Origin of the sequence: Cupriavidus sp. HMR-1 (genome assembly GCF_000319775.1) — a bacterium.
In the GTDB taxonomy this organism is placed as follows: domain Bacteria; phylum Pseudomonadota; class Gammaproteobacteria; order Burkholderiales; family Burkholderiaceae; genus Cupriavidus; species Cupriavidus metallidurans.
This window is the reverse complement of record NZ_ANKP01000229.1, coordinates 27,397-52,474: the sequence shown is the minus strand read 5'-3', so window position 1 is coordinate 52,474 and position 25,078 is coordinate 27,397. Positions and strand designations below refer to the sequence as shown.

Below are 25,078 nucleotides of genomic sequence, written 5' to 3'. Positions count from 1 at the left end.
GTGCTCGGGCCGTCGTTTCTGATGGGGACGTCGCCCTTGCCTGCATTAATGCGGCAACTGCGCAGGCAGACGACGCCCGGTCTGTAAGCCGTGTTACGGCGCATTTCGCGCAGCGTGACGAACGACTGCATGTCCGCTCGTGCAGACAAGATCCTCGCGACCATGAATGCCATAATCGCCACTCACATGCCCGTACGACGCAGAGGTGAACGATGAAGCTGGCTGTGGTGACCTATGGAACCGAAGGCGACACGCGCCCGCTCGCGGCGCTTGCCCGTGCGTTGATCGACGCGGGTCATGAGGTGCATCTGCAGGCCGACGCCTCGACGCTGCATTCGGCCGAGGCGCTCGGCGTCCCGGCCTCGGCACTCTCAGGCGATATCCGCAAGGCGCTGGCGCCGGGGCAAGCGCTGTCGAACGCGGTCTATCGCAAGGGCGGGTTCCAGGACACGAGCCGTGCGCTGGCGGCCATCGCCAATGCCAGCACACCGGCCTGGATGCGCGAGGTCGCCGACGCATCGGAGGGTTGCGATGCGTTGATCATCTCGGGGCTGGCCGCCTTTGTCGGCCTTTCCGTGGCCGAGTATCGCGGCATCCCGGCCATCGGTACCGGACTGATCCCCATCACGCCGACCGCCGACTTCGCTTCGCCCTTCCTGCCACCGGGCAAGGTGCCGCGATGGCTCAATCGCGCCAGCCACCGTCTGGTGAACGAACTGCTCTGGCAGGCATTCAAGAAAACCACCAACGCCGCGCGAGCCGATGTCTGCGGCCTGCCCGCACGCAAGCATGTCTGGAGCGATCATCCAATGCTCTACGGCGTATCGCCAAGCCTGCTGCCACGCCCGCGGGACTGGGCTGCGAACGCATTCGTCTGCGGGCAATGGAGCGCCGCAGCGACCCACTGGACGCCACCTCCAGCGCTCGAGGCATTCCTCGCGGCGGGCGAAGCGCCCATCTACATTGGCTTCGGCAGCATGGCCGGGTTCGATCATGTGGCAATGACCGATGCGCTGATCACAGCCATCGCTGGCCGGCGCGCGCTGTTCTATCCTGGCTGGAGCGGCATTGATGGGGCGTCATTGCCGAAGAACTTCTTCGTCGTGGGCGAGACCCCGCATCATTGGCTCTTCCCCCGGACGTCGATGGCGATTCATCACGCCGGATCGGGTACCTCGCATTCGGCGGCGCGGGCCGGCATCCCTTCGGTGGCTGTGCCGTTCGCGGGCGATCAGTTCTTCTGGGCACAGCGGCTACGGGATGCCGGCGTGGCCGGCGATCCGGTCCCAGGCAAACGGCTGCGGGCTTCCACGCTGACACAGGCGATTGCATTCGCACAACGGCCAGAGGTCTGTGATCGCGCCCGGGCACTTGGCGAACGCATGGTGCAGGAGGATGGATTGGTTGCGGCTGTTGGCGCGATCGGACGTCTGGTAGCCGCCCGTCTGTGATCCGGCCCCGTGCGCTAATCCCAGCCCGATGCCGGCGATTGCCAATAGCGTGCAGCGGGACACGACGTCCCGCTGCACGCATGATGACCGCCGCATCCGGCAGCGGTCATCATCAGGCTATAGCGAACACGCGAGGTTGACCGAGAGGCCGCCCCAGCCCGTTGCCTGGTTGTTGTCGAGTTGTACCTGCAGCTTGTCGCCATGTGCTACCGCACCTGCCGGAGCCTGCACGCTGCAGTTCTGCTGACCGTTACTGATCTTGCAACTCAACCCGCTGACCGGTGCGTACGTCGCGGAAACGCCGGAGCCCGTGACCTTGAACACAGCGAGGTTCAACACGCCCGTAGCTTTGCCAAGCGTCGTGGCCGTCAGGCTAACGCTTCTGCAGTCGTACGGAATCGTGACGCCGAAATCGCTCGGCAAGGCCACCGCGCCACCGTCGCCAGTCATGACATACGCGCCACGGCTCAATGTATCGGGCACATTGAAGTTGCCGCTGTAGACGGTGCCGGTGGTCATGGTGATACCGGTGCCAGGCCACTTGCCCCCCGTCTTGGGGCCGTAGAGGGTGGACGTTGTGGTATCGAGATAGAAATCGCCGTCGACCCCGATGCTGTCGGACGGAGCGCCGCTCCCGGACAGGATGTGGCCGCCGGTGTCGGAACCGCTGCCCGTGCCAGTACCAGTATTAGTACCGCCGCCGCTGGAACTCTGGTTGATCAGCGATACGCCCGCCGGCCAGACGCCATTGGCCTTCGGCCCGTAGATCGTCCAGGTGCTGGTGTCGAGATAGAAGTCGCCATTGTTGCCAATGGTGTTGCCGGGAGCGCCGCTGCCAGACAGCACGGCGCTGCCGTTGGTACCAGGCGCGCCGGGATTGCCGCTCGGGCCAGCCGGCCCCACCAGCGAAGTACCCGGTGGCCACGTGCCATTGGCCTTGGGCCCGAATAACGTGGACGTTGCGGTGTTGATGTAATAGTCCCCGTTATTGCCAACGCTGTCGGTCGGGTCGACCGAGCCGGAAAGAATGGTGTTGCCGGCTGCTCCGGTATTTCCGGTGGCGCCCGTCGTACCCTTGGTGCCATTTACGCCTGCGGGCCCCGCCAGAGACACGCCCGCCGGCCACACGCCATTGGCCTTGGGCCCGAAGATCATCCAGGTGGCGGTATTGATATAGAAGTCCCCATCGTTGCCAATATTTGGACCGGGATCCGTGATCCCTGACAGAAGCGTATTGCGCTGGACGGTCGGAGACTGTGTGGTCGGCGTGGTCGGCTGCGTTCCCGTGCTCGTGGTAGTGGCGCTCGTTGGCGTGGAATCGCCCCCTCCTCCACAACCCGCCAACGCGATGGTCAGGCAGGCAAAGGACATTGCAGTCAGCTTCGCAGGATGTGTCATACGGCTCCCCCTTGTTCTGATTTCCCTGTACGCGTTGTTCAATGGCTCGCCATGAGCGCGACAACCGTATGGGTAACGTATCCCCTGACGTTACGTTGGAGAATCAACTGATCGTATGAGGCGTGGAGGGGTAGACTGACGTACAGGCGGGTTGGCTACCAGACGTCTTGGTGGACGACTTCGTCGCTTGATTTTGGGGAGGCAGGCAAATGACGAACATCTATGGAAGGCTCGGCGCGCTGGTCATCGCGATGGTTGTCATCCCGGCGCCCGGACTGGTCAGCGCCACTGAACAGGCGCAGCAACGCCGCGCTGGTCGCGACGTCCGCCAGGACACCCGCCAGGGCTCGCGCGAGACCAAACAGGATTGCCGCGCCGCGAACCAGAAAAGCAACTCGCATTGCCGACAGGACAAGCGGGACACCAAGCAGCAAGGGCGACAGACCGCCCGCGACATCAAGTACTGAAAGACTGAACACACCCGTTTCTGACCAGTCAGGGGCTCCGGCACGACCGCAGCCCCCGGGCCCTCCTTTTGCCGGCGTGACCTGAAGCCGGAAGCCCCCCGCGACGCCCAACCACACGGCCTCTTGCCCGGATCGGGGGATTTCGTGTTTGTCTTTTCTGCGATTGGCTGTATAGTTCTTCGACATATCGGAATATATAACCAAAAGGAGACAATAATGAACAGGAGTTTCCGAGTCCGGCTGCGACCGCTGCTGGCAACGCTGGCACTGGCGCCGGCGCTTTCATTCGCGCAAGACAAGTTCCCGAGCCGGCCGATCACCTGGATCGTGCCGTTTACCCCGGGAGGCATCACCGATACGGCATCGCGCACTATCGCCAAGAAGATGTCGGAAACGTTGAAACAGTCAGTGGTGGTGGAAAACCGCCCCGGTGCAGGCGGGATGGTCGGCACCGAAGTGGCGGCCCGCGCGCCAGCCGACGGCTACACATGGATCTATGGCACGCAGGGCACGATGGCGGCCAACCTGGCGCTGTACAGCAAGGTGCGCTACGACCCGTTGAAGGATTTCGCCCCCGTCCACGCGCTCTCCGAAACATCCACGATCATGGTCGTGAACGCCTCTCGCCCGTACAAGACGGTCAAGGAGCTGGTCGAATACGCGAAGCAGCATCCGGGCAAGGTCAACTTCGGTTCGGCTGGCGCCGGCACCGGCACGCATCTGAGCGCAGAGCTGTTCCAGGCCAGCGCTGGCGTGAAGCTGACCCACATTCCTTACAAGGGCAGCTCGCCGGCCATCAATGACCTGCTTGGCGGCACGGTGGACGTGATGTTCGACTATCCGAGCATCGTGCTGCCGTTCATCCAGAGCGGCAAGCTGCGTGCGCTCGCCACGACCGGCAAGGATCGTCTGGAGCTGCTGCCGAACGTGCCCACCATCGCCGAATCGGGATTCGCCATGGCGCAGGCCAGCAGCTGGTCCGGCATCCTGGTGCCAGCCGGCACACCGCCTCAGACCGTGGCGCTGATTTCGAAGGCAACGGAGGAAGCGCTGCGCGACCCCGAGGTACGAAAATCGATCGAGCCTTACGGCAGCATGCCGATGTACGGCCTCTCCGAAGCCAAGTTCGGCAGCTTCATCCAGGCCGAAATCGTGAAGTGGGGGGATGTGGTCAAGAAGTCCGGCGCCAAGCTGGACTGACCATCGGGACATCCGCAAGGACATCATCGTGGGGCGCGGGCAAGGCCGACGCCCCACGTGAAGTCAGGCCATGTTCAGGCCATGCCTTCCAGCGTCACAGGGAATCCGGGCAGCGGCCCGTTCTCGGTTTCCGTGATCCGCGCGCCCGATCTGTGTCGGGCTTGCGCGACAGCCTCCACCGCATCCAGCACCGGGAACACCGGCAGGTCCGCATTCGCCAGCCGCGCCATCAACGCATCGGCGTCATATTCCGCCACGCGCTCGGCCAGGCGCGTATTGATCCTCTCCGCATTCGCCGTCCGGGCGGCGTGGTCCACGCAACACGCGTCATTGGCGGCGAACAGGCTCAGCACGTCATTCAGACCGCGCCAGAAATGCTCCTCCAGCGCGGCGATGGTCAGATAGCGGCCATCCCTGCAACGGAACACGCCATAGGCTGGCTTGCCGCCCAGCATCGCGCGCTGTGCGTCAGGCGTGGCTGCGGCCTTCTGGCGGAACAGCCCCAGCCTCGGCGCCATCCAGTGCAGAACGCTGTCAGCGAGTGCCGCGTCGAGATACTGGCCACGTCCACTCACCGTGCGCTGGTAGAGCGCGGCCAGCAGCGCGGATAGCGCCATGGAAGCTCCGGCCAGATCCGCAATCGGCAGCATGGCCTGGTGCTCCGGAGCGCCACCGGGCGTGCCCGTCAGCGACAGCGCGCCCGCCGCAGCCAGATAGTTGATGTCATGCCCCGGCAGCAGCGCATGTGGGCCCTCTTGACCAAACCCGGTCAGCGACAGGTAGATCAGTCGGGGAAACTGCTCGCGTAGGCTCTCGTAGTCCAGCCCGAGCCGACGCATCACGCCCGGGCGATAGGACTCGATCAGAATGTCCGCCTGCGCGATCTGCGCCCGCACCTCGGCCAGTCCGCTGTCGCTCTTCAAGTCGCAATACAGGCTGTGCTTGCCACGGTTGAGCGCGGCGAACAGCCCCGGTGCCAGCCGCCGGGCATTGTCGCCGTGGGGTGGACGTTCGATCTTCATTACCTCGGCGCCCATCTCGACGAGCGTCTGCGTCAGGAACGGGCCGGGGAGCAGTTCGGTCAGGTCGACGACGCGTACGCCCGCGAGTGGCGGCGTGGCGGCTGCATCCGCCGCGTTCGCCGCATGGGTGGCATCGGACGTGCTCATTTCCCCCCCTCCCCTTGCTCCATCACGATCACCGCATCGAGCGGCAATGCGCCCTCTCCAGCAACGCCGACCCATACCGGGTTCAGATCCATCTCGACCAGATGGTCACCATGCGCGACGACAAAGTCCGAGACTTTCACCAGCAGCGCCGTCAGCGCGGCGATGTCGCGCCGTGGCTTGCCTCGCACGCCATCGAGCAGCGCGAAGCAGCGCACCTCGCGAATCATGGCCTCGGCCTCCGTGGCCGACAGCGGCAACATCCGGCGCGATACGTCCTTGAAGACTTCCACGTAGATCCCGCCGAGACCGAAGGTCAGGATGTGCCCAAACACCGGATCGCGCGACACGCCAATCAGGATCTCCAGTCCACCCGGCGCGGCCATGTGTTCCAACAGAATTCCGTCGATACGCGCATCGGGCATATTGCGCTTGACCGACGTGTGAATGCTCTCCCATGCCGCTTCGAGTCCCGCATCATCGTGAATGCCGACCACCACGCCGCCAACATCCGACTTGTGCTGGATCTGCTCGCTCACCACCTTGGCCACAAGCGGATACCCCACCTCGCGCGCCAGCTCACGTGCCTGCTCCAGCGTGGCCGCTACGCGGGACACCGGAATAGCGATGCCGGCCGCACGCAGCATCGCCTTGCCCTCTGGCTCAGACAGGGCCCGAGTCGGCACATCGGCAACGGGCCGCGCCGCCGTCTGCATCAGCGGCTTGAAGTCGATATCGGCGCGGGCGCGCCAGCTCGCGTAACCCATCCAGCGCTCCACGGCCTTGACCGCCTTGCTGATGCTGCGCACGGGCGCCAGGCCTGCATCGGCAAACACCTTGTAGGCCCCGCCCTGACGCTCGCTCATCCAGATCGGCAACATCGGCACCGGGCTCCCTTTCTGCACGTCGGCCGTGATGTCGGCAGCGAGCTTGGTGATGTCGCCATACTCGAGCGCCTGCGGCAGCAGTACCAGCGACACGCCCGGGTCATTGCAGACCGCCTGCAGGCACGTGCGTGCCAGCTCCGGCTTTGCCATCACCGCGGTGGTGGTGTCGATGGGGTTGTCGATTGCGGCATACGACGGCAGCGCGTCGCGCAGTACGGCAAGTGTCTCCGGCGCGAACTCCGCCAGTTTCAATCCGGCGTTGCCGACCATGTCGGCGCACAGTGCCGCCGTGCCGCCCGATCCCGAATAGATGGCCAGTGCGCCGCCCTGACGCGGCATGCCGCGCGCGAACAGCCAGGCGGTGTCGATCAATTCGTCGATGTCATCCACCTCCACCACGCCAAGCTGCGCGAACACGGCGCTGTTGACCTCCGCCGAGCCGGTGATCGACGCCGTGTGCGACTGCGCCGCCTTGCGGCCGTACTCGGAGCGTCCCACCTTCAGCACCACCACCGGCTTGCCCTTGCGCGCCGCGTGCTGCACGGCGGCGACGAACTTGCGGCCATCGTTGACGCCTTCGAGCAGCGTGGCGATGACCTTGATATCCGGCGCGTCGGCCATGTAGTGGATGAAGTCGCTCACCTGCAAATCGACCTCGTTGCCGCTGGAACTCCAGAGCGCCACGCCGATGCCACGGTCCATCGCCTGCAGCACATTGCGGCCCAGGCCGCCACCCTGCGTGGCCAGCCCAACTGGCCCGCCGCGAAGATCGTGCCGGAACGAAGGCGAGAACGTGAAGCCGAGACGCTCCGTGATATTGGTCAGGCCCGGGCAATTCGGTCCGTAGATGCGCATGCCCGTGCGCGCCACGATCTCCTTCATGGTCTGCTCGGCAGCCTTGCCTTCCTCACCGGCTTCGCCGAAGCCCGAGGTCAGGATGATCGCGAAGCGCACCCCTTTCTCGCTGCACTGTTCCAGCACCGCGAGCACGTGCTCGGCGGGCACCGCTACCAGAGCGGTGTCGGGCACGGCCGGCAGCGATGCCACATCGGGCCATGCCTTGCGCCCGGCCACTTCCGGTTTGGTCGCGTTGACCAGATAGACGTCGCCTTTGAAGTCGGAATGGTCCATCAGATTCTCGAGCGCGCGCGCGCCAATGCTGCCGCTGCGGTCGCTGGCCCCAACCAGGGCGATGGAACGCGGGCTGACGAGCCGCGACAGGTCTTGGTATGTCTCCATATTTGTTCTCTCTTTGCGGAAGTCTGTGGAGCCCGACGAGGCGCTGATGTGCTGATGTGCTGATGCGCCGATCCACCACCACGCCGGGCGGAAAAGGGGACTGCTGTGCCGATCAGGCAATCGCCGACATGCCCAGAATCTCGCGGCCGACGATCAAGGTCTGTACCTCCGTGGTCCCCTCGGGAATCGTGCCGCCACGCGTGTCGCGGAAGATGCGCTCGATCGGATAGTCGGTGGCGTAGCCCAGACCGCCATGCACCTGCAGCGCCATGCTGGCTACTTCGTGCGCGGCCTCGGTCGCATACAGCTTGGCGATCGACGCAGAGACACGCGTGTCCTCGCCACGGTCGAGCGCCATTGCGGCGCGATACCCGAGCGCGCGAGCGGCTTCCACCCGGATCGTCATGTCCACGATCATCTTCTGCACGAGCTGAAAGCTGCCGATGGCACGGCCGAACTGCGTGCGCGTCTTGGCATAGTCCGTAGCCAGATCCAGCGCGGACTGCGCCGCGCCCACAGCGCCCATCGCGATATTGACGCGCGCGCCATCCAGGCCCTGCAGCATGCGCTTGAGTGCCCCGCCTTCTTCGCCGAGCAGGTTCTCGCGCGGCACACGCACGTTATCGAAACCGAGTTCGGCGGTGCCGGTACTGCGCAGCACCATGGTGTCCACGCGACGCACCTCGTAGGGGCTGACCTCGCGCTCCACCAGGAACGTCGACAGCTGGCCTTCGCAGTTGTCGCTATAGGTGCGCGCCACCACGATGCCAAAGTCGGCAAATGCGCCGTTGGTGATCCAGAGCTTGCGGCCGTTGAGCACGTAGTGTTCGCCCTTCAGGTCGGCGCGCGTCTGGATCTGCGCGATATTGGAACCGGTGCCAGGCTCGCTGATCGCTGTGAACACCTTGCGCTCGCAGGCCAGCAACGGCTCGAGGAAGCGGGCCTTCTGGTCCGGCGTGCCGACGGCGGCAAGCTTGGCGATCGGTCCGTTGGTGATGTTCAGGATGGTGCGTAGCGAAAGCCAGGCATAGCCGGCCTCTTCCATCATCATCGCCCAGGTGAGCTGATCCAGCCCCATCCCGCCCTGTTCCTCCGACAGGCGCCCGCCGATGTAGCCAAACTGCGCCAGCCCCTTCAGGATCTCGAACGGAAACGTCTTCTCCTGATCATGCCGGCTGATCAGCGGAGCGACCTCCGCCTGCATGAATCGGCGAATGTTGTCGCGCAGCAGTCGCTGCTCTGGCGTGGCTTCGAAAAACATGGATGTCTCCTGTAGTAGTCCGGTTGGGAAATGCATCCGGCGCCAGCGGCATCATCGCCAGGCACCGTCGAAACAAAGCCGGACACAGGAGCGGTCCCATGTGCCGGCCTAATCCTTCTGGGCGGTCGGGAAAACCAGATCCCGCGCTGCCTCGATTACCTCCAGGTACTCGTCCTTGCGGCGATTGAATCGTTCGGTGGGGCCCGCCAGCGAGATGGCGAACGGCTCGTCACCGATGCGCCCGGCTACCGCGATGGCCGTCACCCCTTCTCCGCCCTCGTCCTCGACCCACGCCCAGCCGCGCTCGCGCACTTCGGCGACCTGCTTTTCCAGCACGACCGGATTGATTTCCGTCTTCGGCCCCAGCTTGGGCAGCGCGCGCAGGCGCAACTGCCGCGCGGCGTCTTCCGGCGGCAGCACCGCCAGCAACGCCTTGCCGAGCGCCGTGGCGTGCAAGGCCAGACGCTTGCCAACGCGCAGCACGTAACGCAGTTCGTAGCGGCTTTCCTGGAAGCCGGTCACCCGCACGTAGGCGCCGTCCAGCCGGCCGCACAGCGAGGTCTCGCCCGTCTTGCCGGTGAGGAACTCGGTGGCCTCCGCCGCCACGGCAGCCAGCGGATCGTTGCCCGCAATGGCCTCGCAAATCGAATGGAGCCGCATCGTGGGATAGAAGCGGCGCGTGCGCGCGGTACGCATCAGGTACCCCGTCTCGGTCAACGTATGCAGCAGGTCCGAGCAACTGCTCTCTGGCAGGTCGAGCAGGCGCGCAAGTTCCGAATTGGAGAGCTCGCGCTTTTCGCGCGAGAACACCTCGAAGACGGCAAGGCTGCGCGCGGCAGCAGGAACAAAGCTAGGCATGGGTTCTCCGAAATCTCGTATTGAAAAGGCGACATCCGCCCAAACCGCACAGTCTACGAGATTTCGTACGCGTTTCCGTGTTTGACAGGGGATCTTACTACGATATACTGAATACTAATCCGACCTATCGTAGTTACGCAAGATAAAGATCGGCCGATGGCACCGGCGATGGCGCGCCGACATACAAGGCACCCGCGCCTCGATGGACAAACAGACACTGAAGAGGAGACACGATGCAGACTGCGGAATCCCGCTCGCCTGAAACACAAGCAGCGCCAAGCCTGGCCGTCCTGCGCTGCGGCGCATGCGGCAAGCCCACCTACCCCGCTTCTGCCTATGGCTGCCAGTACTGCGGCGCCGAGCCCGAGCGCGGCACGGTGGAACAGATGCCGGCGCGAGGCACGCTGCGCAATTACGTGACCGTTCATGCGCCGCTGGTGCGCGACATGCCACCGCCGTTCGTCGTCGGCGAGGTCGACTTTGCGGAAGGCATTCGCGAAGAGGTCCTGCTCGACGTCGCCAGCGAAACGGAGCTGGCCCCAGGCATGACGGTTCAGGGCGTGATCCGCGCCGACGCTCCGTGCGGCGACCGCTACCCGCTGCGCTTCGTACCCGCCAGCCAGGAGGTGCAACGATGAACCGCCTGCTGCAGCAAACCTCGGTCTATGTCATCGGCATCGGCCTGCATCCGTACCAGTTCGCGTCGGATACCCCCTATGTCAGCCTTGGCCTGCGCGCGATGCGCGAGGCACTGGCCGACGCCGGCATCGCCTGGCCCGAGGTGCAGAGCGCCTACGTGGGCACCTCGGCAATCGGCATGGCAACGGGACGCGTGATGTTCCGCCACCTGGGCTCTACCGGCCTGGCCGTCACACAGGTGGAGAGCGCCTCGGCATCGGGCTGCTCGGCGTTCCGCCAGGCGTGCCTGGAAGTGGCAAGCGGCGTCTCGGACGTGGTAGTGGCAATCGGCGTCGACAAATTCGGCGATGGCCGCAAGGCCGCCGACAAGGACGGCCTGCCGCACCTTGCGCCCACCGCGACCATGCCGCCCGTGAAGTTCGCGCTGATGGCGCATGAATACCTGCGCCAGCACGGGCTGAAGCCCGAAGCAATGGCACGCGTCGCGGTGAAGAACCACGGCAACGCAGCGCTCAACCCATATGCGCAGTTCCGCAAGGCTCGTACGCTCGAGCAGGTCATGGCTTCGCCCAAGGTGGTGGGTGACCTGACGGTGCAGCAGTGCTGCCCGCGTGGCGATGGTGCCGCAGCCGTGATCGTGGTGTCCGAGGCCGCGATCAAGCGGCTCGGCCTGGACAAGCGCCGCGCCGTGCGCGTGCTGGCATCGGTGGCGAACAGCGAGGAACTGGAACGCGGCGATTCGTCTGCAGCCGTCGACATGGTGCGCAAGTCCACCGCGATGGCGTACGAGCAGGCCGGCGTCGGCCCGCGCGACCTGAACCTGGTGGAGTTGCACGAGGCCTTTTCGATCGAGGAACTGGTCTACACCGAAGCGATGGACCTGTGCGCGCCCGGAGAAGGTGCGGCATGGCTCGAACGCGGCGCTTCGGCCATTGGCGGCGAATGCGCGGTCAATGCTTCGGGTGGCCTGCTCGGCATGGGCCATCCGACCGGACCGACCGGCATCGGGCAGATCGCCGAAATCACGCGCCAGATTCGCGGCGAGGCACATGGACGGCAGCACCCCGGCGCACGCCTTGGGCTCGCCCACATGATCGGGCTCGGCTCGGTGGCCTTCGCGCACATTCTGGCGGCATCGCACTGACCGCGCGAATGCACCGGCCGCGAGCACGGCTGGCGCATCCGTCGCGCACATCATTCCAGGCAAGGAGACAAGGATGCAATTCGAAACCCTGTTGTACGAAGTGGTCGAGGGCGTGGCCATCATCCGGCTGAACCGCCCGGATCGCATGAACACACTCGGCGGCACCATGAAACCGGATCTCGCCCGCGCGTTCTTCGAGTTGGCGCGTAACGACACCAGCGTTCGCTGCGTAGTGCTGACCGGCACCGGCGACAGAGCATTCTGCGCGGGCGCCGACATCAAGGAACGCGCCGGCGGCACGGCCCACCCCGCCGACTACTACGTCACGCAGCAACGCACGCACGAGCTGTTTCGTGGCATCGAGGAATTCGAGAAGCCGGTGATCGCCGCCATCAATGGCGTGGCGCTCGGCGGCGGCCTGGAACTGGCCCTGTGTGCCGACATCCGGCTGGCCGCCAAATCGGCACGATTCGGCCTGCCAGAGATCAAGCTCGGCGTCATTCCCGCGGCTGGCGGCACGCAGCGCCTGCCGCGCGTGGTGGGTCCCGCCATCGCCAAGGAACTGATCTTTACCAGCGAACTGATCAACGCCGACGCCGCGAAAGACATCCGCCTCGTGAATCGCGTGATCGACGACGAAAAGCTGATGGACGCGGCACTGACGATGGCCAGGCGCATCGCCGCGCAACCACCGCTGGCCGTGCGCTTCGCCAAGCGGTCGGTCAACCTGGGCATGCAGGGCTCGGTCGACATGGGCCTGCAGTTCGAATGCTACGGCGCGGCCATGGTGATGGACAGCGAGGACAGGAAGGAAGGGATGCGCGCATTCGTCGAGAAACGCGAGCCCCGGTTCGTCGGGCGCTGATCCGCACGCGAACGGTATCGAAACACGGAACATCGAAAACTGGAGGAGTACGGCATGGAACTGCATCTGCAAGGCAAGGTGGCATTGGTAACTGGCGGCGGACAAGGCGTGGGCCGACGCATCTGCCTGGAACTCGCCGGCGAAGGCGTCAACGTGGTGATCAACGACTACTTCCTGGAGCGCGCGCAGGCGGTGCAAAAGGAGATCGAATCAGCGGGCGGCCAGGCATTGGCCGTGCAGGCAGACATCGGCGACTCGGAACAGGTGGAACGCATGTTCGCGGCGGCGCGTGAACGCTTCGGCGACGTCGATATCCTGGTGAACAACGCCGGCGTGACCGTGGCGCGTCGCACCAAGGGCGGCATGCCCCCAACGTTCATGGAAATGCCGGTCGAAGACTGGAAGGAAGTCGTCGACCTGAACGTCTACGGCGTGATGAACTGCTGCCACAGCGCCCTGCCCGGCATGCAGCGCAAGGGCGGCGGCAAGATCGTCAACATCATGTCCGAAGCCGGACGCGTCGGCGAGGCACGCCTGGCGGTCTACTCGGGCGCCAAGGCTGCCATGCTCGGCTTCGCGAAGGCGATCGCGCAGGAGCACGGCCGTGACCGCATCAACGTGAACACCATCGCACTGGGCGCGGTGTCGCACGAGGGCATCGCCAACGGCCCGCTGCATCCGTCGTCCACCCCCGAGACCGACGACCGCCTCAAGAAAATGCTCGGCGCCTACCCGATCGCACGCGGACTCGGCAGGCTGTCGCGGCCGGAGGACATCTCGGGTGTGGTGGCTTTCCTGGCATCGGATCGCGCAGCCTTCATCACCGGCCAGAGCCTCGGTGTGAACGGCGGCTACGTGATGCTCTGAAGCCAGCTTCTCTGGCTCGCACCGCATCCTGACGTCCGACCGAGGAGAACACATGAGTCCGGCAGCATCCGGCCACGCGGCCGAACACATCTTCCAGACGCGCCTGACGGCGCTGCTGGATATCCGCTATCCGATCCTGCTGGGCGGCATGCAACTCCTCGGCACGTCCGATGTGGTGGCGGCCGTTGTCAACGCGGGAGCGATGGGGTTCATCACGGCGCGCTCCTTCCCGACCCTCGAAGCCTTTCGCGCCGACCTGCGCCGTTGCCGCACGCTGACCCGGGGCAGGCCCTTTGGTGTCAACGTCACGCTCTCGGCTCGCGAGGATCGAAACCAGTTGGCCGCAGCATGGATCGACGTGGCGCTGGACGAAGGCGTGCGCGTGTTCGAGAGCGCGGGCATGTCGCCCGAGCGACTGGTCGCGCCGATCCATGCCGGCGGTGGCCTGCTGATCCACAAGTGCCCGAGCGTGCGCCACGCGGTCACAGCGCAGCGGCTTGGCGTGGATGCCGTCGCGCTGGTCGGGCTCGAGGAAGGGGGACACCCTGGCGCCAACCAGTTGTCGGCCTTCGTCAATGGCCCGTTTGCGCTGGAGCGTGTGGAGATCCCGCTCGTGATCGGCGGCGGCATCGGCAGCGGCCGTCAGATTGCGGCCGCGCTGGCGCTTGGCGCCGATGGCGTGGTGATGGGCAGCCGCTTCATGGTGGCCACGGAGATCGCCACCCACCGCGCGCTAAAGGAACGCATCGTCGCCGCCGACGAGCGCTGCTCGGTTGCCATCCTGCGCAGCCTGAACGATACCTGGCGCGTGCTCGACAACGCTGCCGCGCGCGAGGTGCAACGCCTCGAAGCCGAAGGCGCCCGCTCGCACGCGGCATTCGGCGACCTTATCCTGTCGTCGCGCACCCAGGAACGCGTGTACCTGGGCGGCGATACCGACGCCGGCATCGTCTCGCTCGGCCCGGCCGCCGGCTTCGCCGATGCAATCGAGCCGGCGGGGAAGATTGTCGAGCGATTGGTGGAAGGGGCGTGTGCGGCCTGGGGGGCGATGACAAGGCGGGTGGAACGGACGTGGGCTTGAGCCCTTGATCGACGTTTTGGTCGATCTACCGGCAGAGACAGGCCAGAAACAGGCCAGAAACAGAAAAGGGGTTACGGCATAAACCGTAACCCCTTCGCATTTACAACATCAGTGGTGGGCCTCCCGTGAGTCGAACACGGCACCAACGGATTATGAGTCCGCTGCTCTAACCAGGCATGAGCTAGAGGCCCTTGAAAGGCGTTAGTTGCCTTCCAGGAAGCTCTTCAGCTTGTCGGAGCGGCTCGGGTGGCGCAGCTTGCGCAGTGCCTTTGCCTCGATCTGGCGGATACGTTCGCGCGTCACGTCGAACTGCTTGCCGACTTCCTCGAGCGTGTGGTCGGTGCTCATTTCGATGCCGAAACGCATGCGCAGCACCTTGGCTTCGCGCGGCGTCAGGCTGTCGAGCACGTCCTTGACCACGTCGCGCATGGAGCCATGCAGCGCAGCCTCGGCCGGGGCCAGCGTGTTCGTGTCTTCGATGAAGTCGCCCAGATGCGAATCGTCGTCGTCACCGATCGGCGTTTCCATGGAGATCGGTTCCTTGGCGATCTTCATGATCTTGCGGATCTTGTCCTCGGGCATCTCCATCTTCTCGGCCAGCGTTGCCGGATCCGGCTCATTGCCGGTTTCCTGCAGGATCTGGCGCGAGATCCGGTTCATCTTGTTGATCGTTTCGATCATGTGAACCGGAATACGGATGGTACGAGCCTGGTCGGCGATCGAGCGCGTGATGGCCTGGCGAATCCACCACGTGGCGTAGGTGGAGAACTTGTAGCCGCGACGGTATTCGAACTTGTCCACCGCCTTCATCAGGCCGATGTTGCCTTCCTGGATCAGATCCAGGAACTGCAGGCCGCGGTTCGTGTACTTCTTCGCGATCGAGATCACCAGACGCAGGTTGGCCTCGGTCATTTCACGCTTGGCTTCGCGGGCGCGCTTCTCGCCTTCGGACATCTTGCGATTGACGTCCTTCAGTTCCTTCAGCGGCAGCACCACGCGCGACTGCAGGTCGATCAGCTTCTGCTGCAGCTCGTGCACGGCCGGCACGTTACGCTCGACGATCGTGCTGTACGACTTGCCGTCGGCCACGATGGTCTGGATCCAGTCCAGGTTCGTCTCGTTGCCCGGGAAACGGGCCACGAAGTCGGCGCGCGGCATGCCGCACTTGTCGACAACGATATTCAGGATGGCGCGTTCCAGCTTGCGCACTTCGTCCACCTGGCCACGCAGCGTGTCGCACAGACGCTCGACATTACGCGCGGTGAAGCGAATGCTCATCAGTTCGGCCTGGATAGCTTCCTGGGCCTTCACGTACGGCTTCGACTTGTAGCCTTCCTTTTCGAAGGCACGGCGCATCTTGTCGAACTGCTCGGCGATCACGCGGAATTTTTCCAGCGCGGCAACCTTCAGTTCCTCGAGCTGGCGAGCCGACGCACCGGCGCCACCGCCGCTTTCGTCGTCTTCCTCTTCGCCGTCGTCGCCGTCTTCGTCCGAATCCTCGTCCTCGTCATCGGCAGCTACCGCCTGGGCCGGGGAGTTGTCCTGGACTTCCTCTGCGTTCGGGTCGATCAGGCCATCGACGAACTCGTCGATCTTGATCTCTTCGTTCGCCACGCGCTCGGCGCTGGCCAGGATTTCGGAGATCGTGACCGGGCAGGCCGAGATCGCCATCACCATGTCCTTCAGGCCCGCTTCGATGCGCTTGGCGATCTCGATTTCGCCTTCGCGCGTCAGCAGTTCCACGGTACCCATTTCACGCATGTACATGCGGACCGGGTCGGTGGTGCGGCCGAATTCGGAGTCCACGGTCGACAGGGCGGCTTCGGCTTCTTCCTCGGCCTCTTCCTCGCTCGTGGCGGACGGTGCGTTGTCGTTGAGCAGCAGCGTCTCGGCATCCGGCGCCTGTTCGTAGACGGCGATACCGATGTCGTTCAGCGTGGCGACCAGCGTGTCGATCGTTTCCGAATCGACCATGTCGTCCGGCAGGTGATCGTTGATTTCCGCATAGGTCAGGTAGCCACGCGATTTGCCGAGCTTGATCAGCGCCTTGAGCTTCTGGCGACGGATCTCGAGCTCTTCCTCGCTACCAGCCTGATTCGACGATGCAAATTCCTTGAGCAGGGCCTTTTCCTTGGCCTTGCGGTCCTTGGCTTTCTGCTTTTCGGTCTTGGGCGCAGCGGCAGGGGTAGCCGGCGCGTCGTTGTCGTAAAACTCTTCAGTCACGTCTTCGATGGTGCTGTCGTCTTGCTGCATCTCGGCCTTGGGCTTGCGGCCACGCTTTTTCGGCTCCGGCTTGACGGCCGGAGCGGCGGGACGCTCGGATGCAACGGGTGCGGGAGTCGCGGCACGGGCCTTGGGCGTCGCGGCAGTGGTGGTGCCTGCCTTGGCGCCTCCACTCCGTGTGCCGGCCGTCGTTGCCGCACGCTTGCTCTCGACTTCGGTATTCTGCTGTTTCGCCACGGTGATACTCTTGCCTTTCACTGGTGCAGCGGCGCTCTTGCCGCTTGTATTGGCGCTCTTGCCGCTCTCGCGTGCCGAAGTCGAGGGCTTTGTATTTTCGGATGTGCGATTCCTGGCGGAAGTGGTTCCGGCGGGCGCAGTTGCGCTCCGCGCGGATTTTGCTGGCGCAGACCGGGCTGATGTCGTCCTGACTGACGCGGTCGATGTCTTCGCCGCCGTTGTTTTCACGGACGCCTTGCCGCTCCCTGATTGGGGAGCTTTGGAGGGCGCCTTCACGGCTACCCCTTCGGTTGCTTTGGCCTTTGCCATTGGCACGCTCACTTTCGCCAGTAATGGGAAGAAAGATTTCGCAATCCAAACCGGGCATTGTAGCACGTCACCAACCCCCGGCTTCCTGTCAGGTTGTGTTTTCACCTGAAAAATCAAGGCTTAAGCAGTTTGGCCGCCAATTTTTCCATCGGTTCAGGCCACGTGCTCAACTGCTCACGCCGAAAATCGGTTCAACTATCCTCCATGGCGGCGGGCCGCCAGCCCATTTGCCTGCGCCGCTGCACTTCGCGCGATAGCCAGAGATATCGCGCCTTGGTCTCTTCGTCGGCCATGCCCGCGCTCACCATGGTCTCGAGCGCCTTCTGCTCGCGCTCCAGCGGCTCGGCCAGCAACTTGTGGACGGCGCCGTCGAACTCATGCGTCGCCGGCTCCTCTTCGATTTCCTCGCGCAGTACCACCGTGCGTGCGCTCGCGTAGACATCGGCGTAGGGCGTTTGCGCCAACTGCTCGCTGAAGGCCGCGAAGTTCACCTCACCCTGAATGCCGTCGCAAGCGGACACCAGGTAGCCCAGCGCCTCGGATCCGGAGTGCTGGGGGTCAAGCAGCAATGCGCGTGCGTCCCCATCGAGCCGGGCCGCCAGCGACGGGTAGCACATCAGCAACTGGATCACGCGCTGTTCGAGCCCCGTCGGCGCCTGACGCCGCGCGCGCGGGCGCGGCTGAGCGAATCGACCAACCCGTGAGGAATCGCTGCCCAGGCCACAAATCGCCTCGATCTCGGCCGGCGTGGTGCTTGTGGTATCGGCAAGTTCGCGCACGATCTGCAGCCGCAAGCCACCGGCAGGCATCGCCTGGAGCAGCGGCTTGGCCTCGTACTGCGCGCGGGCACGGCCTTCGGGCTGGCGCAGATCCTGATCTTCCGTGACGATTTGCAGCAAGAAGCGCGACAAAGGCATCGCGTTCTGAACCTGGCGCGCGAACGCGTCGGTTCCCTCCTCGCGGACGTAGCTATCCGGGTCGTGTTCGGCCGGCAGGAAAAGGAAGCGGATCGTCTTGTTATCCGCCACGTGCGGCAGGCAGGCTTCCAGCGCGCGGCGCGCGGCACGGCGGCCAGCGGCGTCACCATCGAACGAGAACACCACGGCGTCGGTCTGGCGCATCAGCTTCTGCACATGAACCGGCGTGCAGGCCGTGCCAAGTGTGGCGACGGCATTGGCAAACCCGAGCTGAGCCAGCGCGACCACATCCATGTAGCCTTCTACCACCAACACGTAGCCATTTTCGCGGATTGCGTGACGCGCCTCGAACAGACCGTAGAGCTCCGTTCCCTTGCTGAAGAGCGGCGTTTCCGGGGAATTCAGGTACTTTGGCTCGCCCCGCCCCATCACGCGGCCGCCAAATCCGATCACATTGCCCTTCGTATTGCGGATCGGGAACATGATCCGATCGCGGAAGCGGTCGTAGCGACGCGGCTTGCCATCGGCATCACGTTTGTCCTGAGATTCGATCAGCAGCCCGGCCTCCACCAGCGGGCCGGCGATGGCGTCATCGCGATAGCTTCCGAACACGGTCTCCAGCCCTTGCCAGTCGTCCGGCGCGTAGCCAAGACCGAAGTGAGCGGCAATCTCGCCGGTCAGGCCACGACCCTTGAGGTACTGGATGGCCTGCGGGGCGCCGCGCAACTGCTTCTTGTAGAAGTCAGTGGCACGCGTCATGGCATCTGTCAGCGCCAACGACCTGGCTTGCTGCTCTGCCCGCTGGGCGGGTGGCAGGCTATTGCGCTCCTCCGGCACGGACAGGCCGACCGACTGGGCCAGCTCGCGCACCGCGTCCGGGTAGGACTGCCCCGAGTACTCCATCAGGAACCCGATGGCGGATCCATGCGCGCCGCAGCCGAAGCAGTGATAGAACTGCTTGGTCGGCGATACGGTAAAGGACGGGGACTTCTCGTTATGGAACGGGCACAGGCCCATGAAGTTGGCGCCGCCCTTCTTCAACTGCACGTACTTGCCCACCACATCGACAATGTCGACGCGGTTGAGCAGGTCCTGAATAAAGGATTGCGGAATCACCCGACTGACCGTCCTGATGGCACGGCCTGCCGGGCAAAACGCCGGCGGCCGTTTCGAAGTTCTCTGGAATACGTGACCGGGGCGTCGCCCGGCGGCTATCGAATCATTGTAGTGCAGATGCAACGCGCCACTTGGGATTGCTGACATCTACGCGCAATTTTCATCAACGCGCAGACAACATCACGCATTACATCTGCTGACGGCAATGATTCTGACCGATGAGAGGCTTACTTCGGCGCGAGCGCGGCCTTCACCAGCCCGGAAACCGCGGTCATGTCGGCACGGCCGGCCAGGCGGGCCTTCACCAGGCCCATGACCTTGCCCATGTCCTGCGGACCGGCTGCGCCGCTTTCGGTCACGGCCTTCTGAACCTCGGCAGCCACTTCCGCGTCGGAGAGCTGTGCCGGCATATAGGCTACCAGCACGTCGAGTTCGGCCTTTTCCTTGGCAACCAGATCATCGCGGCCCGCCTGCTCGAACTGGGAGATCGAGTCCTTGCGCTGCTTGATCATCTTGTCGATCACGGCGGTGATGCCAGCGTCGTCCAGTTCGATGCGTTCGTCCACCTCGCGCTGCTTGATGGCCGCCAGCAGCAGGCGGACGGTGCCGAGACGCTCGGCTTCACGGGCACGCATGGCGGCCTTCATGTCATCGTTGATGCGGGCTTTGAGGGACATGGCAATCTTCCGAAAAGTTGGATTACGCGCCAGCAACGGACGCGAGCGGGGCAAACCCGACCATAACGCAAAAACCCGCCGGAGCCATGCTCACAGCGGGTTTCGTGCTGACGCTAAGACACGGTCAGTATAGCTTCTTCGGCAGCATCTGGCTGCGCAGGCGCTTGTAATTGCGCTTGACGGCGGCGTCGCGCTTGCGTTTGCGTTCGGCGGTGGGCTTCTCGTAAAACTCCCGCGCCCGCAGTTCGGGGAGCAGGCCATTCTTCTCGATGGTGCGCTTGAAGCGACGCAGCGCAACTTCAAACGGTTCATTTTCCTTAAGGCGAATCGTCGTCATATGGCGGCCGAAATGCAATGAGAAAACCGGGTGGGATTGCGCCGGCACCGCGCCGGCGGCTTTACGAGAGCGACGATTCTAGCGCAAGGTCTGCCAAGCTGCACATGAGGGCCGGCACGAGGGCCAACATGCGGGCCGACACATGCTGCCTACGCAACAGCGCCTGCGCCGCGAGCCGCCTCGGCCACGGCTTCCCCAGCCGCCACCGCCGATGCCCAGGCCCACTGGAAGTTGTAGCCGCCGAGCCATCCGGTCACGTCCACGACCTCGCCAATGAAATAAAGTCCGTCGACTTCCCGCGCCATCATCGTGTTCGACGACAGTCCGCGCGTATCGACACCACCCAGTGTCACTTCGGCCTTCTTGTAGCCCTCGGTGCCGGACGGCACCAGGCGCCAACGATTCAGCGATTCGCCCAGTTGGCGCAGTGCCTTGTCCGGCATATCGGCCACGGATTGCGTGCCTTGCAGCCCCACCGCCGCGCACCATGCGTCGGCCAGTCGCGACGGCAGACGCTCGCCCAGCAGATTGTTCAGATGCTTACGGCTGCTCTTCTTGTGCCCGATCAACCACGCGGCGGCGTCCTCGCCATCGAACAGGTCAATCTCGATCGGCGTTCCGGGGCGCCAGTAGCTGGAGATCTGCAGCACCGCCGGCCCGGACAAGCCCCGATGCGTCCACAGCAGGTCTTCCTTGAACGTGCCCGCGGTCTTGCCGCTGCCCGTGGATATATCGACTTCCATCGACACCCCCGCCAAGGGCACGAACGGCTGCCACGCCTGGCCGTCGAACGTCAGCGGTACCAGGGCCGGTCGCGTGTCGATGATTTTCAGGCCGAACTGACGGGCGATGGCATAGCCGAAGTCCGTTGCGCCGATCTTCGGGATCGACAGCCCGCCGGTAGCGACCACCAGCGCGCCGGCTCGCACCGTGCCCTGGGATGTCAGCAACAGGTAGTCGGCACCCTCGCGGCGGATCTCATGGATGCTGCAGCCGGTCTGCCAGCGCACGCCGCCAGCCTCGCACTCAGCGCGCAGCAGGTTGATCACGTCTTCGGCGCTGTCATTGCAGAACAGTTGGCCGCGATGCTTCTCGTGCCAACCAATGTCGTAGCGGCGCATCAGCGCCAGGAAATCTTGCGGCGTGTAGCGCGCCAGCGCCGAGCGGCAGAAATGGGGGTTGGACGACAAATAGTTGGCCGGGCTGGCCTGGAGATTCGTGAAATTGCACCGCCCGCCGCCGGAAATACGGATCTTCTCCGCCAGCTTCGTGGCGTGGTCGATCAACACCACGCGCGCGCCGCGCTGCCCGGCCACGGCGGCACACATCATGCCGGCGGCTCCCGCGCCCAGCACCGCCACATCGAACCGGTCTTGTCTGCCCTGAGTCATGCCACCCCTTCAACGAAGCCCGGATTGTATCGAAATGCGGGCCCGCGAGCGCGCCTGGCCCCGGTGTGCTACCCTGCTGGCCTTCAGATTTTGCCGGCACGATCGCTGCAGATGCCTGCACGGGCGCTGCCAGCCGCACCAGAAACGCCATGCTTGTCCTCGGTATCGAATCCTCCTGTGACGAAACCGGGCTGGCCCTCTACGACACCGAGGCCGGCCTGCTCGCGCACGCGCTGCACTCGCAGATCGCCATGCATCGCGAATACGGCGGCGTGGTGCCCGAACTCGCATCACGCGACCATATCCGGCGCGTGCTGCCGCTGTTGCAGCAGGTACTGGACGATGCGGGCCGCACGCGCGCGGACATCGACGCCATCGCTTACACGCAGGGCCCCGGACTGGCCGGCGCGCTGCTGGTGGGCGCATCGGTGGCCAATGCGCTGGGCTTCGCGCTCGGCGTGCCGATGATCGGCGTGCACCACCTGGAAGGCCATCTGCTCTCGCCACTGCTGACGAGTGCCCCGCCGCCGTTCCCGTTCGTGGCGCTGCTGGTGTCTGGTGGGCACACCCAGCTCATGGAAGTAAAGGGCATCGGCGACTACAAGCTGCTCGGCGAAACGCTCGACGACGCCGCCGGCGAAGCATTCGACAAGACCGCCAAGCTGCTGGGCCTCGGGTATCCGGGCGGCCCGGAAGTGTCGCGGCTGGCGGAATTCGGCAACCCCGGCGCCTTCGAACTGCCGCGGCCGATGCTGCATTCTGGCAATCTCGATTTCTCGTTCGCTGGCCTCAAGACCGCCGTGCTGACGCAGACACGCAAGCTCAGCAATGCCTGTGAGCAGGACCGCGCCAATCTGGCGCGCGCGTTCGTCGATGCGATCGTCGACGTACTGGCCGCCAAGTCGTTCGCCGCGCTCAAGCAGACCGGCGACAAGCGGCTCGTGGTTGCGGGCGGCGTGGGCGCGAATCGGCAACTGCGCGAACGGCTCAATGAGATGGGCAAGCGCCGCAAGGTCGAGGTGTTCTACCCCGATCTGGCGTTCTGCACTGACAATGGCGCGATGATCGCGTTTGCCGGCGCGATGCGCCTGAAGGCCGCGCCGGAGCTTGCCCGGCACGGCTACGACTATGGCGTGACGCCACGGTGGGATCTGGCCGATATCCGCCTGCCCGAGGCCCGGACTTCGTAGAAAAGCTCTAATCGAGCTGACATCCAGACACATGGTGGTCACGGGACCACCGAACAATTTGCGATTCCTGCATCACATAACAAGGAAGGGAACGCAAAGTGGATCGCCGCAAATTTCTGCAATGGGGAAGTTTCGTCACCGTGACGGTGGCCACCACCGGCCTGGCCGGCTGCGGTGGTGACGACAACGCCTCGCCCGCCACCCCCTCGACCAATCCGCCCACGACGCCGCCCGCCAACGAGCCGGGCAACACGTTCACGTTCCAGCAAGGCGTGGCATCCGGCGACCCGAAACCCGATAGCGTCATGCTCTGGACGCGCGTGGACGGCAACAACGGCAGCAAGCCCGTCAACGTGCAACTGCAGGTGTCGACACAGGCGGACTTCAGCACGCTGATCGTCAACAGCACACTGGCTGCCTCGCCTGACTGGGACTACACGCTGCGCAACAAGGTGACGGGTCTGTCCGCCGGCACCACGTACTACTACCGTTTCCAGGTTGGCAATCAGACCAGCCCCGTGGGCCGCACCAAGACCGCGCCCACCGCCGGCACGCCACTGTCGCAACTGAAGTTCGCCTTCATCACCTGCCAGGACTGGAGCGTGAATCACTGGGCCGGCATGGAGGAGCTTGTCAACGAAGACCTCGATTTCGTGGTCCACATGGGTGACTACATCTACGAGACCGTCGGCGCGGCGTTCCAGACCGGCAAGGTGGAAACGCGCCATGCGCAATTGACGTTGCCCAACGGCACGCTGCGCGACGATGGCGCTCACTACGCGACCACAATCGACGACTATCGCTACCTCTACAAGTCATATCGCAGCGATCCACGCCTGCAGGCGCTGCACGCGCGCTTTCCCGTGATCGCAATCTGGGACGATCACGAATTCTCCGACGACTGCTGGCAGGACCATCAGACCTATACCGCCGCTGACGATGCCACGCCGCGCACCGCGCGCCGGCGCGCGGCGAACCAGGCGTGGTTCGAGTTCATGCCAGCCGACGTCAGCTTCGACCAGGCGGATACGTCGTTCCACAACATCCAGATCTACCGTTCGTTCACGTTCGGCAACCTGGCCACGCTGGTGATGACGGACGAGCGGCTCTATCGCGCCGATCATGTGATTCCGGAACAGGCGGCGGGCAGCGAAATCGGCAGCCGCTACTTCGTGCCGAAGACCACGCTGGCCGCGCTGGAAGGCAGCAAGCTGGCCGCCGCTGGTGGCGCGCTGACGCCGGTGTCGATCCTTGGCGACACCCAACGCGGCTGGTGGCAACAGCAGATAGGCAATGCCACGACCACGTGGAAGCTGTGGGGCAACGAGGTCTCGTTGCTACGCATGCAGATTGACGGGGCGCTGGCGGTCGGATCGTTGCTGGCCGACGCCGTGATCGCGCAAATTCCCGCGCTGGCATCGCAGAAGCGGCCCCTGACCGGCGCCATTGCGCAGGATCTGAAGGACGCAAAGGCCGCCAACAGCTACCAGGCGCCGGCCTTTACCCAGTTGCGCGGCCTGCTGACGGGGCTGACCGTGCCCGCGCTCCAGATCAACGCCATCGTGGCCGCGCTGACCGGTGGTCTGCCACCTGCGATGCTGATCGACCAGTTCATTCTCAACGCCGACCAGTGGGATGGCTACAACGCCGAGCGCAAGGCCATGATGGCCTTCCTGAAGACGCAGCGCATCAGCAATGTGGTGGCGCTGACCGGCGACATTCACGCGTTCTTCGCGGGCCCGGTCATGGACGACTACGACGCCGCGACGCCGGTCCCGGTCATGGTGGATCTGGTCACGGCGGGTCTGTCGAGCAACTCGTTCCAAAGCTACTTCAAGAGCGTGGTAGACAGCGACGCGGCATTCGCGGACGCAAAACCGCTGGTCTACACGACCGATGGCAACGGGGCGATGGTGAACACGTTCAACACGACGCTGACGTCGTTCAATCCGTGGCTAACGTATGTGAACTCCGACGCGCAGGGTTACGCGGTGGTGACGCTGACGGCTTCGAAGCTGAGTTGCAGCTTTCACAAACTCAAGCCGATCGCGGGCGGCGTGGCCCCGGCGATGCCGGCGACAGCCAGTGTGCAGGTGGTGGAGGTTGCGGCGGGAACGCCTGCGGTGACGCTGGTCTGATACCAGTCCGATGCGGCAAT

21 protein-coding genes and 1 tRNA gene are annotated in these 25,078 nt (G+C 64.5%); 11 read left to right on the top strand and 11 right to left on the bottom strand.

What is annotated here, in order from left to right; translation table 11 throughout:
* The first annotated feature begins 212 nt into the window (after positions 1-212).
* On the top strand, positions 213-1,451 hold the full coding sequence (locus D769_RS22785; RefSeq protein WP_008649884.1) for a glycosyltransferase: 1,239 nt from the start codon (positions 213-215) through the stop codon (positions 1,449-1,451).
* Between the two features lie 117 nt (positions 1,452-1,568).
* Here the strand turns inward: D769_RS22785 and D769_RS22780 are convergent, their stop codons facing one another.
* On the bottom strand, positions 1,569-2,849 hold the full coding sequence (locus D769_RS22780; RefSeq protein WP_008649882.1) for a hypothetical protein: 1,281 nt from the start codon (positions 2,847-2,849) through the stop codon (positions 1,569-1,571).
* 251 nt (positions 2,850-3,100) lie between these two features.
* Between D769_RS22780 and D769_RS22775 the strand changes: the two genes are divergently transcribed.
* Both D769_RS22775 and D769_RS22770 read left to right on the top strand, forming a co-directional pair.
* A complete protein-coding gene (locus D769_RS22775) occupies positions 3,101-3,316 on the top strand; it encodes a hypothetical protein (RefSeq protein WP_234707117.1) in 216 nt (71 codons plus the stop codon).
* 216 nt (positions 3,317-3,532) lie between these two features.
* Complete coding sequence (locus D769_RS22770; protein WP_008649879.1) at positions 3,533-4,516, top strand: tripartite tricarboxylate transporter substrate binding protein; 984 nt, start codon at positions 3,533-3,535, stop codon at positions 4,514-4,516.
* Positions 4,517-4,590: 74 nt separating this feature from the next.
* Here D769_RS22770 and D769_RS22765 read toward each other — a convergent pair whose 3' ends face one another.
* The 4 genes from D769_RS22765 to D769_RS22750 all read right to left on the bottom strand — a co-directional run bounded on the left by D769_RS22765 (position 4,591) and on the right by D769_RS22750 (position 9,927).
* Positions 4,591-5,685, bottom strand: coding sequence for a CaiB/BaiF CoA-transferase family protein (locus tag D769_RS22765; RefSeq protein WP_008649877.1), 1,095 nt, complete (start codon positions 5,683-5,685; stop codon positions 4,591-4,593).
* Positions 5,682-7,808 (bottom strand): acetate--CoA ligase family protein, encoded by a 2,127-nt coding sequence (locus D769_RS22760; protein WP_008649875.1) that lies wholly within the window; start codon positions 7,806-7,808, stop codon positions 5,682-5,684. The genes D769_RS22765 and D769_RS22760 overlap by 4 nt, the downstream gene beginning before the upstream one ends.
* Positions 7,809-7,920: 112 nt before the next feature.
* A complete protein-coding gene (locus tag D769_RS22755; RefSeq protein ID WP_008649873.1) occupies positions 7,921-9,069 on the bottom strand; it encodes an acyl-CoA dehydrogenase family protein in 1,149 nt (382 codons plus the stop codon).
* Between the two features lie 108 nt (positions 9,070-9,177).
* Positions 9,178-9,927: an IclR family transcriptional regulator gene (locus tag D769_RS22750; RefSeq protein WP_008649872.1), complete on the bottom strand. Its 750-nt coding sequence runs from the start codon at positions 9,925-9,927 to the stop codon at positions 9,178-9,180.
* A gap of 233 nt (positions 9,928-10,160) precedes the next feature.
* Here D769_RS22750 and D769_RS22745 point away from each other — a divergent pair, with 233 nt between their 5' ends.
* From D769_RS22745 to D769_RS22725, 5 genes are all read left to right on the top strand, one after another.
* Complete coding sequence (locus tag D769_RS22745; RefSeq protein ID WP_008649870.1) at positions 10,161-10,565, top strand: OB-fold domain-containing protein; 405 nt, start codon at positions 10,161-10,163, stop codon at positions 10,563-10,565.
* A complete protein-coding gene (locus D769_RS22740) occupies positions 10,562-11,710 on the top strand; it encodes a thiolase family protein (protein ID WP_008649868.1) in 1,149 nt (382 codons plus the stop codon). Before D769_RS22745 ends, D769_RS22740 begins: the two co-directional genes overlap by 4 nt.
* A gap of 73 nt (positions 11,711-11,783) precedes the next feature.
* The gene (locus D769_RS22735; protein ID WP_008649866.1) at positions 11,784-12,575 is read left to right on the top strand and encodes an enoyl-CoA hydratase-related protein; all 792 of its coding nucleotides are present in this window, start codon (positions 11,784-11,786) and stop codon (positions 12,573-12,575) included.
* Positions 12,576-12,629: 54 nt separating this feature from the next.
* Positions 12,630-13,442 (top strand): 3-oxoacyl-ACP reductase family protein, encoded by an 813-nt coding sequence (locus D769_RS22730; RefSeq protein WP_008649865.1) that lies wholly within the window; start codon positions 12,630-12,632, stop codon positions 13,440-13,442.
* Positions 13,443-13,494: 52 nt separating this feature from the next.
* Positions 13,495-14,523 carry a nitronate monooxygenase gene (locus D769_RS22725; protein WP_008649864.1) on the top strand — a complete coding sequence of 343 codons (1,029 nt, stop codon included), beginning with the start codon at positions 13,495-13,497 and terminating at the stop codon, positions 14,521-14,523.
* Between the two features lie 112 nt (positions 14,524-14,635).
* Here D769_RS22725 and D769_RS22720 read toward each other — a convergent pair.
* Together D769_RS22720 and rpoD are read right to left on the bottom strand one after the other, a co-directional pair.
* Positions 14,636-14,714, bottom strand: a tRNA-Ile gene (locus tag D769_RS22720).
* Between the two features lie 10 nt (positions 14,715-14,724).
* Entirely contained in the window at positions 14,725-17,004 is a 2,280-nt protein-coding gene (gene rpoD, locus D769_RS22715; protein WP_040011203.1) for an RNA polymerase sigma factor RpoD, read from the bottom strand.
* Between rpoD and D769_RS31670 the strand changes: the two genes are divergently transcribed.
* The gene (locus tag D769_RS31670; RefSeq protein WP_223277285.1) at positions 16,994-17,401 is read left to right on the top strand and encodes a hypothetical protein; all 408 of its coding nucleotides are present in this window, start codon (positions 16,994-16,996) and stop codon (positions 17,399-17,401) included. The genes rpoD and D769_RS31670 overlap by 11 nt on opposite strands.
* Before the next feature lie 82 nt (positions 17,402-17,483).
* On the opposite strand, the gene dnaG is transcribed toward D769_RS31670, so the two are convergent.
* The 4 genes from dnaG to D769_RS22690 form a co-directional block, all read right to left on the bottom strand.
* Positions 17,484-19,325, bottom strand: coding sequence for a DNA primase (dnaG, locus tag D769_RS22705; protein WP_008649862.1), 1,842 nt, complete (start codon positions 19,323-19,325; stop codon positions 17,484-17,486).
* Positions 19,326-19,552: 227 nt separating this feature from the next.
* Positions 19,553-20,002 carry a GatB/YqeY domain-containing protein gene (locus D769_RS22700; protein WP_008649861.1) on the bottom strand — a complete coding sequence of 150 codons (450 nt, stop codon included), beginning with the start codon at positions 20,000-20,002 and terminating at the stop codon, positions 19,553-19,555.
* A gap of 124 nt (positions 20,003-20,126) precedes the next feature.
* The gene (gene rpsU, locus D769_RS22695; RefSeq protein WP_008649856.1) at positions 20,127-20,339 is read right to left on the bottom strand and encodes a 30S ribosomal protein S21; all 213 of its coding nucleotides are present in this window, start codon (positions 20,337-20,339) and stop codon (positions 20,127-20,129) included.
* A gap of 149 nt (positions 20,340-20,488) precedes the next feature.
* Positions 20,489-21,730: an NAD(P)/FAD-dependent oxidoreductase gene (locus D769_RS22690; protein WP_008649851.1), complete on the bottom strand. Its 1,242-nt coding sequence runs from the start codon at positions 21,728-21,730 to the stop codon at positions 20,489-20,491.
* Between the two features lie 149 nt (positions 21,731-21,879).
* Between D769_RS22690 and tsaD the strand changes: the two genes are divergently transcribed.
* Together tsaD and D769_RS22680 are read left to right on the top strand one after the other, a co-directional pair.
* Complete coding sequence (gene tsaD / locus D769_RS22685) at positions 21,880-22,920, top strand: tRNA (adenosine(37)-N6)-threonylcarbamoyltransferase complex transferase subunit TsaD (RefSeq protein WP_008649849.1); 1,041 nt, start codon at positions 21,880-21,882, stop codon at positions 22,918-22,920.
* 98 nt (positions 22,921-23,018) lie between these two features.
* Positions 23,019-25,058, top strand: a complete 2,040-nt coding sequence (locus D769_RS22680; protein ID WP_008649848.1) for an alkaline phosphatase D family protein — start codon at positions 23,019-23,021, stop codon at positions 25,056-25,058.
* The last annotated feature ends 20 nt before the right edge of the window (positions 25,059-25,078 follow it).